This window comes from Kocuria sp. ZOR0020, assembly GCF_000800955.1.
GTDB lineage: Bacteria > Actinomycetota > Actinomycetes > Actinomycetales > Micrococcaceae > Kocuria > Kocuria subflava.
The window spans coordinates 1-12,291 of sequence record NZ_JROX01000219.1; the positions used below are offsets into that span (position 1 = coordinate 1).

The 12,291-nt window shown below is 63.8% G+C and carries 9 protein-coding genes; 4 read left to right on the plus strand and 5 right to left on the minus strand.

The genetic code is table 11. From position 1 onward, the window contains the following. Positions 1-108: 108 nt before the first annotated feature. The 4 genes from L979_RS11795 to L979_RS11810 form a co-directional block, all read right to left on the minus strand. Positions 109-1,710 carry an RNA polymerase sigma factor gene (locus L979_RS11795; RefSeq protein ID WP_047692406.1) on the minus strand — a complete coding sequence of 534 codons (1,602 nt, stop codon included), beginning with the start codon at positions 1,708-1,710 and terminating at the stop codon, positions 109-111. Between the two features lie 176 nt (positions 1,711-1,886). After that, complete coding sequence (locus tag L979_RS11800) at positions 1,887-3,368, minus strand: DUF4192 family protein (protein ID WP_081994431.1); 1,482 nt, start codon at positions 3,366-3,368, stop codon at positions 1,887-1,889. A gap of 114 nt (positions 3,369-3,482) precedes the next feature. Further along, entirely contained in the window at positions 3,483-4,769 is a 1,287-nt protein-coding gene (locus L979_RS11805) for a nitrate/nitrite transporter (protein WP_052209854.1), read from the minus strand. A gap of 40 nt (positions 4,770-4,809) precedes the next feature. Beyond that, on the minus strand, positions 4,810-5,724 hold the full coding sequence (locus L979_RS11810) for a PAC2 family protein (protein WP_047692408.1): 915 nt from the start codon (positions 5,722-5,724) through the stop codon (positions 4,810-4,812). A gap of 357 nt (positions 5,725-6,081) precedes the next feature. Here L979_RS11810 and L979_RS11815 point away from each other — a divergent pair, with 357 nt between their 5' ends. The 4 genes from L979_RS11815 to L979_RS11830 all read left to right on the plus strand — a co-directional run bounded on the left by L979_RS11815 (position 6,082) and on the right by L979_RS11830 (position 11,816). After that, positions 6,082-7,716, plus strand: coding sequence for a leucyl aminopeptidase (locus tag L979_RS11815; RefSeq protein WP_081994433.1), 1,635 nt, complete (start codon positions 6,082-6,084; stop codon positions 7,714-7,716). A gap of 117 nt (positions 7,717-7,833) precedes the next feature. Beyond that, complete coding sequence (lpdA, locus tag L979_RS11820) at positions 7,834-9,222, plus strand: dihydrolipoyl dehydrogenase (protein ID WP_052209855.1); 1,389 nt, start codon at positions 7,834-7,836, stop codon at positions 9,220-9,222. A 117-nt stretch (positions 9,223-9,339) separates the two neighbouring features. After that, positions 9,340-11,238: a 2-oxoglutarate dehydrogenase, E2 component, dihydrolipoamide succinyltransferase gene (sucB, locus tag L979_RS11825; protein WP_047692409.1), complete on the plus strand. Its 1,899-nt coding sequence runs from the start codon at positions 9,340-9,342 to the stop codon at positions 11,236-11,238. Positions 11,239-11,465: 227 nt separating this feature from the next. Next, complete coding sequence (locus tag L979_RS11830) at positions 11,466-11,816, plus strand: hypothetical protein (RefSeq protein ID WP_047692410.1); 351 nt, start codon at positions 11,466-11,468, stop codon at positions 11,814-11,816. Positions 11,817-11,893: 77 nt separating this feature from the next. Here the strand turns inward: L979_RS11830 and L979_RS11835 are convergent. Next, the coding region (locus L979_RS11835) for a hypothetical protein (protein WP_047692411.1) at positions 11,894-12,291 on the minus strand (398 nt) is incomplete at its 5' end.

Genomic DNA, 12,291 nt, shown 5'->3' on the forward strand with positions numbered 1-12,291 from the left:
GCACCTGCTCATCCTGGACGATCCAGGCGCCGCGGAAAAGGTAACGAGGGCCGCTCACCGTGACAATCACGGCGGCGGCCCTCCTTGGGAGAACTCTTCCGGAAAGAATCAGTCCAGGTAGTCGCGCAGAACCTGTGAACGGGACGGGTGGCGCAGCTTGGACATGGTCTTGGACTCTATCTGCCGAATGCGCTCGCGAGTCACACCGTAGACCTTGCCGATCTCATCAAGGGTCTTGGGCTGACCATCGGTGAGGCCAAAGCGCATGGCCACCACGCCGGCTTCCCGCTCGGAGAGGGTGTCCAGCACGGAGTGCAACTGCTCTTGCAGCAGCGTGAAGCTCACGGCATCAGCCGGGACAACGGCCTCTGAGTCCTCGATCAGGTCACCGAACTCGGAGTCCCCGTCCTCACCCAGCGGGGTGTGCAGGGAGATGGGCTCGCGGCCGTACTTCTGGACCTCAACCACCTTCTCCGGGGTCATGTCCAGCTCCTGGGCCAGCTCCTCCGGGGTGGGTTCCCGGCCAAGATCCTGCAGCATCTGGCGCTGCACACGAGCCAGCTTGTTGATGACCTCCACCATGTGCACGGGGATGCGGATGGTACGTGCCTGATCCGCCATGGCACGGGTGATGGCCTGACGAATCCACCAGGTGGCGTAGGTGGAGAACTTGAAGCCCTTGGTGTAGTCGAACTTCTCCACGGCACGGATCAGACCCAGGTTGCCCTCCTGGATCAAATCCAGGAACAGCATTCCGCGACCGGTGTAGCGCTTGGCCAGGGAGACCACCAGGCGGAGGTTGGCCTCCAACAAGTGGTTCTTGGCCCGCTTGCCGTCATGGATGACCCAGCGCAGTTCCTTCTTCTGCTCCCGGGTCAGTGAGTCGGCGTCGTCCTTGTACTTGTGCTCGGCGAACAGGCCGGCCTCAATGCGCAGAGCAAGGTCAACTTCCTGCTCTGCGTTGAGCAGCGCAACCTTGCCGATCTGCTTGAGGTAGTCCTTGACGGGGTCAGCGGTGGCACCGGCGGAGACCACCTGCTGGGCAGGAGCGTCGTCGTCGTCATTGGTGGAGAGCACAAAACCGCGGGCGGCTTCCTGGGATGCTGTGGTCTTGCCGGTGGGCTTGGCAACAACCTCGGTTCCGGACTTGGCGTTCTCCGCGTCTTCCGGAGCCACCACGGTGTCCTCAAGGTCCTCGGCATCCTCAGCGTCGTCGGCGGAGTCCACGTCGTCCGAGCTGTCATCGGCGATGGAGTCGTCCTCGGTGAAGTTGTCCTCCTCCGAGTCCAGGTCCTCATCATCGGCAGCAGCCGCCGCCTTCTTACCCCCGCGAGCGCCAGTGGCCTTCTTCTTGGTGGAAGCGGACTTTGCTGCGGTCTTGGCCGTGGTGCGGGCGGTCTTGGTGGCAGGAGCAGCGACCTCCGACTCCTCTGCACCCGACTCTGCCGTGCTCTCCGCGGCCGTGTCCTTTGCCGTGGACTGCTTTGCCGTTGACTTGGTGGCGGTGGTCCTCTTGGCTGCAGTCGCCTTGCTGGCGGTGGTCTTCTTGGCAGCAGTGCTCTTCTTGGCCGCGGCGGTCTTCTTGGCAGCAGTGCTCTTCTTGGCATTGGACTTGCCTGCACTGGTGGTGCCCGACGACGCCTGCTCCACGTCCGTACCTTCATCGGGCTCGGCGGATGCAGTCGTCTTGTTCGTGACAGCTGGTGACACTGGGAACCTTTCGTTGCTCGACGCGGTGTTGTGACTTCCGGCCATAACACCTATGACCCTGTCAAGTCCCGACGGCGATCATAGCTCGCCCCCGTTCCATGAAGGGTCTTCAGGTGCTTGCAACCAAGACTCGGTGTGTCTTGTTCCCCGATCCGTGATTTTTCTGAGGAAAGTCTTCAGGTCCCGCTCCGGTGCCAGGCTGTGGCGCGTTGGGTGGCCCATTGCGGCACAGGGCTCACAGCACACAATTGACGCAGGCGCTCGATTCCCGGGTGCCATGGAGCGAGGTTTTCAGCCCTGGCCAGGCACAGTTGCGTCCGGGAACCGCGAGCGCGGAAGCGCTCAACGTGAGCGCGTGCCAACCACAGAGAAGCCTCCACCGTGGGAAGTGGGTTGACACCGGTGGCCCCGGAGATGGAGGCCACCATGGAAATGAGTCGCTGCACGACGTGATCGAATCGGTCCACCGTGCCCCAGTCCGGCTGGCCCTCCCACTCCCCCAGGATGACCTGCGCAACTTTCAGCAGTGCGTGGTTGTCCTGCTCCAGAGGATTCGATTCCCACTGCGCACAAGCCTGGCGTGCGATCTCGATCTCCCCTGTGAGAGCCATGGCCAGCAACAGATCCAGGCCCCTGGGGTCCACACATCCCAACATGAGTTCGGTCAGTTCCTGGCTGTCGCCGGGTGTGGACGGTGCACCGTCCTGGAAGGAGGACAGCACGTGGTTCCAGCGCTCCAAGTAGCCGATCCGCCAGGCATATTCCGCCAGTGGGTCATCGTCCCCCCCTTGCGACCAGGGGGTGTCTGCCGACCCTGTCTGCACCTGCGTCGACTCCGCTGGGGTCTCCCAGACGTCCGGGTGATCTTCCCAGGGGTCGGGGCCAGCCTTCCACGAGTCGGGGCCAGCCTCCCAGGAGTCGGGATGGGCCTGCCGGGAATCCGAGGCGCCACCGCTGAAAGCTGTGGTCCATCCGGATGGGTGATCCCAAGTTCCAAGTCCCGCAGCAGGATCGGTTTCCACCACGCTTCCGTCGCAAACCAAAGCAGCGTAGATGGCACTGTTGCGGATCAGTTCCGCGTCCTCCACAACCGATGGCATGGCCACAGGCCACCACTGGGTGCCCTGCAGACACCAGGCGTCCTGAAGGTCGTGTCCGGACAACGCTCCGGCTTCGGTGATCGCGCGCACCACCAGCTGGGCCACGTATTGGGCTGCCTCAGTGGCCTGGGCATCGTCAGTGCTCTCCACATCGTTGACCGAGGGATCGCCGGTGTAGACCGCAACAAACATGGAGGTCCCCACCGAGTCGTACTCCAGGAAACCCGCCATCACGGTGGTCCATGAGGCCAGGAACTGCGCATCCTCCAGCTCCTGGACACTTGGAAGTTCCACGCGCAAACAGGGGCCCACCGAATCCGTCGTCGTGGTGAGGACGGCCACGGAATCCTGCGGCCAAAATCCCAGGGTGTGCGGAATGATCGCCAGCACATCGGCTGCGGTCCGTGCCACGGGTCGGAAGGGATCTTCGGCTTCTGTGGACCGACGACGACGCCGTGAGGCCGTGTGGCCCCGGGCTTCTCCGGCGGATGTGTGACGCGTACGTGCGGCGCGGCGGGCGCTGCGGCGGGCGCTGCGGCGACTGGAATGGTTGCTCATGACTCCACGGTGCCCGGTGAGCGCAGGCAATGGGTTCGGTCTCAGAGATCTGTGGACAACTGCCGACACCACAGGCCGCGGATCCGAGCCTGTGGAGTCGTGAGGCCCATCAATTCACACTGACCGGGGACCGTACCGTGCCCTCACCCGACGCACACTGATCGACATTCCCACCACACCCACTGTGGCCACCACCAGCTGCATGGCCATGGCAACCCGGAACGCCTCCGGTGCGTAGGCATCCGTCACCCAGCCCCACTGCATCTGGAGGTCCAAGGTCAGGCCGATCAGGTAGATGGCCACCAAAGACGCCACGAACCCACCCACGTTGGTGATCCCCGTTGCAGTCCCGATCCGGCGTCTGGGCGTGAACGACTGGATGATGTTGAACGCCACCATGGAGGCCGGCAGGCTCATGGCAATGGCCACCACCGCCACCAGCACCACCACGAACGGAGCGGTGCCGGGCCACAGAATCAGCACACCCCATGCGGAGAATCCTGCGCCCATGACCATGAAGGAGAGCCGAACCCGTCGGTGAGGCCGCCTAGCCACCCAGCCACCGATGCTCAAGCCCACCAGGAGATTGGTGAGCACAAAGAACGTCATGACAAAGCCGGCCTGTCCCGCAGACATCCCTTGGGCATTCTGCAAATAGGGGTAACCCCACATCAGCGCAAAAACCGTGCCGATGAACTGGACGGAGAAATGCACCCAGAACGCAAGGGCTGTGGCCGGTTCGCGCAGGCTCTTCACAACCGCGGCGCGCGTACGTGCGATCGCCAGCGACCGGTTGGCCCCACCATTGCCCTTGGGACTGTCGCGTAGAAATGCCGTCACCAGAGCAGCAGTCACCACGGACAAGGCAGCCATGGACAGCAGAGCCGGAGTCCAACCGGCCCAGCCCAGCAGCGCGCTGAACGGAACCACGGACAACAGCTGCCCAAGGTTGCCCGCCGTACCCACCACCATGGTCATGAAGGCAGCTCGAGACAGTGAGAACCACGCCGGGATGACCCTGAGCACACAGATGAACGTGGCCGCATCCCCTGCACCCACCAGCACACGGCCCACCACGCCCCAGCCCAAGGACTCGGCCAAGGCAAGCACCACTTGGCCCACCGCCATCAGCACGGCCCCGGTGGCCACCATGGCCTTGGAACCGAACCTGTCCACCAGAACTCCCACCGGAATCTGCAGTCCGGCGTAGACAAATACCTGGAGCATGGTGAACAGGGACAACTGGGAAGCCGTGGCCTGGAACCGGTCAGCTGCCTCCAGGGAGGCCACCCCGAAGGAGGTCCGCTGAGCGACGGCCACAAAGTAGGCCAGGATGCCCACGGCCATGATCAGGTAGGCCGTGGGGGAATCGCGACGGTATCCGCGTTGCGGTGACGTCACGGCGCGCTGACACCCGTGATGTCAGTGGTCATGCCCGTGCTCAGTCTTCCTCGGGCTGATTGGCCAGGAAGGCCTCCACTGCCGCACCGATCTCGTCAGCATCCGGCAGTTCGGATTCATCTCCTGCCAACAGGGACCGTTGACCTGTGTCCTCCACGACCTCGTCGTAGCGGTTCTCCATGGATTCGATCACGGCCTGCACCTCCGGGGCCCCGGAGACCTGCTCCTCGATGCGCTGAATCACATCCGCCCCGGCGTCGCGCAGAACGTCTGTGGGCAGGGTGAGGCCGGTGGCAGCAGCCACGTGCTCAAAAGCTGTCACAGTGATCTGCGGAAGGCGGGCATCGGCCAAGTACTGCGGCACGTGCACCGTGAACCCAATGGTGTCCAGCCCCAGCTCACCGAAACGGATCTCCAGCTGCTGAGCCATGGAAGAACTCATCTCGGCCACTGGACGTTGGTTGTGATTCTGGGCCACCAGATCGGTTCGTGTTCCGTGCACGGAGACCAGGAACGGCCGGGTGTGCGGCACGGGCATGGGAATACCGGTCACGTTCATCACGATCGATGTGTCCAAGCGCTGGGCAAGATCCACCACGGCGTCCATGAAACGGTTCCACTGCAAGTCAGGCTCCGGCCCGGTCAACAGGCTGAAGTGCCGTCCCAGGGGATCGGTGAGTCCGTAGAGGGTCAGTTCCGGAGTGTCCACACGCTCAAAGTGGTCCTCCACGAACCGCACATGGGGCCGCCGGGCGCGGTAATCCCGCAGCTGGTCGGGGTCGAACCGGGCCAGGACGTCATGGGGCAGGGATTCCAGCAGTGTCTCGCGGATCTGATCGCTGATCTGGCCGCCCTCCGCATACCCGGACAGGGAAATGATCAACGGTGCCCCGTGAAGGCGCGGGTCATCCAGCAGGCTGGGATTGCCCAAGTACAACTCGGAAGGATCAACCACGGTTCGCTCCTGGATGTGAAGGTTCTGGAAACTCTACGCGGGCGCAGCACCGTATCCGTGAGCGCACCGTGACGGCGCCACGGACCCACCGGCCCAGGCACAGTCAACGGTGGACGGCCGGCACCTTATTCCCCAGCGTGATTCCCCTGTGCGCCCACCGGTGCACCCGCGTCGGGGCCCATTGGTGGAGCCATCACCGGAGACGACGACGCACCACTGAACCCCTGCTGGGGGCGAACAGCCCGAGTTCAACCCAATGTGGTGTCCGAGGACACAGATAGCATCTCCACTACGTCCCAAGAATCGCTTGTCGGTGGCGCCATCACCGCCACACCTCACAAGGAAGGCAGAGATCACATGCCCCGTTCATCGGCCACACCGCGACGCCGCACCGCCCGCCCGTCCCAGAACACCACTCCGGAAGCCCCCACGCTGCTGCAGTTGCTCCCAGCTCAGTCCGTGGCCGTCTCCGCCACGGACAAGAAGCTCAGCAAGAACACTGCACATGCCGTGGTCATCGCCGTCGCCAAGACAGCGGAGGGCCCGTCAGTCGTCCTTCCGTCCGATGCCAAGGCCCTGCCGGAGAACCTCCAGGAGCAAGCCGTGGCGGTGGGCGCCACGGGCGCGGTGGACGATGTCCGCAAGATCGCAGCACCCAAGGGTTCCCCGTGGCCCGTGATTGTGCTGACCGGCTTGGGCAAAGGTCATGAAGCCAACTCGGCCGCTGAGGGGCTGCGCCGTGCAGCCGGTGCAGCCACCCGCGCTTTGACCAAGACTGAACACGCAGTCTTCGCCCTGCCCGTGGAAACCGTTGAGGAGGCCGCAGCGGTTGCGGAAGGGATCACGCTCGGCGCTTACTCCTTTGCCGCACAGAAGGGGAAGTCCGCCCACACGGTGGGCGCTCCGTTGGCCAAGGCCACCCTGCTCACCGCTGGTCTGGACGCCAAGGCCGTGAGCACGGCCTTGGCCCGGGCAGAGATCCTGGGCCGCGCCGTGGCCCGTGCCAGGATTCTGGTGACGCTTTCCCCGGACACCGTGTACCCGGCCTCCGTGGCACAGCTGGCCCAGGACCTTGCAGGACAGGCGGCGGGCCGCGTTTCCGTGGAGGTCCTGGATGAATCCGAGCTGGAGCAGGGCGGATTCGGTGGGCTGATCGGTGTGGGTCAGGGCGCTTCACGCCCGCCACGCCTGGTGCGCATCGGGTGGGAGCCCAAGAAGCCGGTGGAGTCCGTGGGACTGGTGGGCAAGGGCATCACCTTCGACTCCGGTGGATTGTCCTTGAAGCCGGCCAACTCCATGATGACCATGAAGTCCGACATGGCAGGCGCCGCCGCCGTTCTGGCCACTGTGTTCGCCGCAGCCGAAGCTGAACTGCCCGTGTCCGTGACCGGGTGGTTGTGTCTGGCCGAGAACATGCCGTCATCCACGGCAACGCGCCCAGGCGATGTCATCACCATCCGTGGTGGGCGCACCGTGGAGGTGCTCAACACGGATGCTGAAGGCCGACTGGTTCTGGCCGACGGCCTGGTGGCAGCGCGCGAGGAGGATCCCGGGTTGCTGCTGGACATCGCAACGCTGACCGGGGCCCAGATGGTGGCCCTGGGCGCCCAGACCGCCGGGGTCATGGGCGACGACGACGCCGTGGAGACCGTTCTGGCCGCATCTGTGGCCTCGGGTGAGGATCTGTGGCCCATGCCGCTGCCCCACCACCTGCGGGCTTCGCTGGATTCGGACGTGGCGGACATCAAGAACATCGGCGACCGAAACGGCGGGATGCTCTCGGCCGGTCTGTTCCTCAAAGAATTCGCCGGTGCCGAGGAGTCCGCTGAGGAATCGGCCATCGAGCCGGTGGGCCCCTGGGCACACCTGGACATCGCCGGTCCCTCCTTCAACGAGTCCAAGCCGTGGGGCTACACCCCAAAGCAAGGCACGGGCTTTGGCGTCCGCACCATGTTTGCCGCAATCGAGCTGGTGGCAGGCCGGCCTGTGTGACGTAAGCCAGGACGCCGCGCCCGGCTCGTGTGGCTGAGGAACAGTTCGCTTGACTAGAGTGGGCCTGAACCACAGTGAGCCTGGCGCGGCCCGCATGGAGGCGTCGCTAGAGGATCAATGAGCAAGGGAGCATCATCCGTGGCGGAGAACGAATTCGACATTCTGGTACTGGGCGGCGGCAGCGCCGGTTACGCGGCAGCACTTCGCGCCGTGCAGCTGGGTTACACCGTGGCCCTGTTCGAAAAGAGCAAGGTGGGTGGCACCTGCCTCCACTGGGGTTGCATCCCCACCAAGGCCTACCTGCACTCCGCCGAGCTCTTGGCGGATGCCAAGGAGTCAGAGAAGTACGGCGTGAAGCTGTCCGTGGACTCCGTGGACATGGGTGCTGTGCGTGACTACAAGAACGGCATCGTGGCTGGGAAGTTCAAGGGGCTCCAGGGCTTGTTGAAGTCCAAGAAGATCACCGTGGTGGATGGTTTCGGCAAGCTCACCGGTGAGAACACCATTGAGGCCAACGGCACCACCTACACCGGCAAGCACATCGTCCTGGCTTCCGGTTCCGTGTCCAAGACCATGGGCATCGAGATCCGTGACCGGATCATGACCTCCACCGAGGCACTGGAAATCGACTGGACGCCCAAGTCCGCGATCGTTCTGGGCGGTGGCGTGATCGGTTGCGAGTTCGCCTCCATGTGGAACTCCTTCGGTGTGGAGGTCACGGTCATTGAAGGCCTGGACCACTTGGTTCCGAACGAGGACCCCGCGATCATCAAGATCCTGGAGAAGGAATTCAAAAAGAAGGGCATCAAGTCCAACTTGGGCACCTTCTTCGAGAAGGTGGAGCAGGACGAGAACGGCGCCAAGGTCACTCTGGCTGACGGCAAGGTCTTCGAGGCCGACGTCGTGCTCGTGGCCGTGGGCCGCGGGCCCAACACCGCTGAGATGGGTTACGAGGAAGTTGGCATCCCCATGGATCGCGGCTTTGTGACCCCCAACGATCGTCTGCACACCGGTGTGGGCAACATCTACGCGATCGGCGACATCGTTCCCGGCGTGCAGCTGGCTCACCGCGGTTACCAGCAGGGCCGATTCGTGGCCGAAGAGATCGCTGGCCTGAACCCGGTGACCGTTGAGGACGTCAACATTCCCAAGGTGACCTTCACCGAACCGGAGATTTCCTCTGTGGGCTACACCCAGCCCAAGGCTGAGGAGAAGTTCGGCAAGGAAAACGTCCAGACCTTCGAGTACAACCTGCTGGGCAACGGAAAGTCCTCCATCCTGGGCACCGGCGGCATCGTCAAGCTGGTCCGGGAGAAGGACGGCCCCATCATCGGCTTCCACGCCATCGGCAAGCGAATCTCCGAGCAGATCGGCGAAGGCCAGTTGATCGTCAACTGGGAGGCCTACCCCGAGGACCTGGCGGCCTTCATCCACGCCCACCCGACTCAGAACGAAGCCATCGGCGAAGCTGCCATGGCCTTGGCAGGCACTCCCCTGCACGGCTGATCATCCGGTGTGGCCCGGTCCGTCCCGGGCCGGGCCACACCGATCAGCGACACCTTCGCCCTCCAGACACCACGCACAAGCTGTCATCAGCGCACAGAAGAAAGAGACGGTCAGACAATGTCAGAAACCGTGAACCTTCCGGCCCTCGGTGAATCCGTCACCGAAGGCACCGTGACCCGTTGGCTCAAGGAAGTCGGCGACGAAGTCGCCGTCGACGAACCCCTGGTTGAAGTTTCAACGGACAAGGTGGACACCGAGGTCCCCTCTCCCGTGGCCGGTGTGATCGAGAAGATCCTGGTCGAAGAAGACGAAGACGTTGAGGTGGGCGCACCTCTGGTGGTCATCGGAGACGGTTCCGGATCCGGTGATTCCGACTCGGATTCCAGCTCGGAGGATTCCGCAGAAGAAGAAGCTACGGACGAGTCCCAGGACTCCGACGATGAGTCCGGAGGCTTTGACCAGTCCGAGGAACCGGCCCAGGACAAGGACGCCGAGTCCGCTCCCAAGAAGTCCTCGGGTGGTTCCGGTACGGAGGTCACTCTGCCCGCCTTGGGTGAGTCCGTGACCGAGGGCACCGTGACCCGTTGGCTCAAGGAAGTCGGCGAAGAGGTTGAGGTGGACGAGCCCCTCCTGGAGGTCTCCACCGACAAGGTCGACACCGAGGTTCCCTCCCCCGTGGCGGGCACCCTGCTGGAGATCAAGGTCCAGGAGGACGAGGACGCCGAGGTCGGCCAGGTTCTGGCCTTGATCGGTGACGCCGACGCCGCGGGCTCCTCGGATGACTCCCAGGACTCCCAGGATTCTGCTGAATCTGAGGACTCGGCCGAATCTGCAGAATCTGCCGACTCCGGTGATTCCGCTGACTCCGCCGAGGAGATCGAGGACGCCGCAACGTCCTCCTCCACCCCGGAGGCCACGGACGAGGCCGCAGACAAGAAGGCCTCTTCCGAGACCAAGGAATCAGCCAAGGACGACTCCCAGAATGAAGCAGCACCGGAGAAGGCCGAAGCCCCCAAGAAGGCTGAAGAGTCCACCGGTACTTCTGGCGGTGCAGCGGCCGAGTCCTCAGGGGATTCTGGCAGCGCCTACGTGACTCCCTTGGTGCGCAAGCTGGCCAAGGACAAGGGCGTTGACCTGGGCTCTGTCAAGGGCACTGGTGTGGGTGGACGTATCCGCAAGCAGGACGTGCTGGCCGCTGCCGAGTCCGCTCCGGCGTCCTCCGGTTCCGGCAAGTCCTCCTTCACCCCGGTGGCGGACAACGGCGAGCCCACCACCATCCTCCCCGTTTCGGACAAGCGAGGTACCACGGAGAAGGCTCCGCGCATTCGGATGACCATTGCCAAGCGCATGCGCGAGTCCCTGCAGGAGTCCGCTCAGCTGACGCAGGTCACCGAGGTGGACATGACCCGCGTGGCTTCTCTGCGCAACAAGGCAAAGAACGGCTTCCAGGAGAAGCACGGCGCCAAGCTGACTTTCCTGCCGTTCTTCGCTCAGGCCGTGGCGGAGGCTTTGAAGGCCAACCCCGCCCTGAACTGCACCTTCAAGGAAGATCAGAAGGAGATCGTCTACAACGGCTCCGAGGACCTGGCCATTGCCGTGGACACGCCGCGCGGCCTCTTGGTTCCCGTGATCCGCAACGCCGGCGACATGCAGCTGCCCGGGCTGGCTTCCTCGATCGCTGACCTGGGTGCCCGCGCCAAGGACGGCTCCATTGGCCCCGATGAGTTGACCGGTGGCACGTTCACCATCACCAACATCGGTTCCTTTGGCGCACTGTTCGACACCCCGATCATCAACCAGCCCCAGGTTGCCATCCTGGGCACGGGCACGATCGTGAAGCGCCCCATGGTCATCCAGGACGCCGATGGCAATGACGTGATCGCCATTCGCCACATGTGCTACCTGTCCCTGACCTACGATCACCGGATCGTGGACGGTGCCGACGCCGGTCGCTTCCTGCAGACCATGAAGGCACGCCTGGAAGAGGGCCGCTTTGAGGGTGCGCTGGAGCTGTGACGCCGTGTGAGTTGCCCTCCGGGTGCAACTCACACGACCAGCCGCTGTAGTCGGTGACCACCGTGGTGAAGGGGTGGGGTTTCACGTGCCAAGCACGTGGAACCCCAACCCTTCGTCTTCGTTGGAGGAAGCCGCGCCCGGTGCAGATTGCCTGTTGTGGCATACCCCTCACCGGGTATCCCTGGCAACCACCGCGGCGGCAGGGAGCTCTTTAGTAGGCTCGCAGCATGGATTTTGTGCATTCTCTGCTTGTTCTGGTTCACCTATTCGGTGCCGCCGTCATCATCGGCACCTGGATCGCCACCTTCCGGAAGCCCACTGTCACTGGATGGCAGTTCGGTGCTTCGATCGCCATGCTGGTCTCCGGTCTGTTGCTGGTGACGCTCAACGAGTTCAACCCGGACATCGTGGTCAACCACGCCAAGATCGGTGTCAAGCTGCTGCTGGCACTGGGTGTGTTCATTGCCGCCCTGATCGGATGGCGCAAGCAGCGCAAGGGCGAGGCCGTCTCCACGGGTTTGGCTCACGGCACGGGCGGCACCGCCCTGATCGCCATGATTGTGGCCGTCATGTGGTGAGACCCGCATCCTGATGTGTCCGTGGCCAGAAGGTCACACATCACCGACCGCGGTGAACGGCATTGCCTGAATGCTGTTCACCGCGGTTTCACTGTTTCCAGACGCCACCCGCCCTGGGTCTTGACCACGGTGGCCTCGATTTCTTGCGACGTCGTCTGGCCGGCTGGCAGCCCCTGGGCATCAACGGCGGTTCTCACCCGGGCTGAGGTTGCGGTTGCCTCCGTCACCTGCGTGCTCCCCGGTTTGACCTCCATGCTCAAGTCGGAGAAGGCATGGTGACCCGTGGCGGGATCGGCTTCCAGCTGATCCAACGTATGCCGATCCGCCTCCAGGGCCGGTGACTCTGGGGTGTAAACCCCCTCCAAGGCTGCGGAATCATCATCCCGGAGCGCCTGCCCACGAACGTGGACCAGATCAGCCACGGCCTGTTCAACTTCCGTTTCTGGATCTGCTGTTGTGGCAGCCGGTGCCGTTG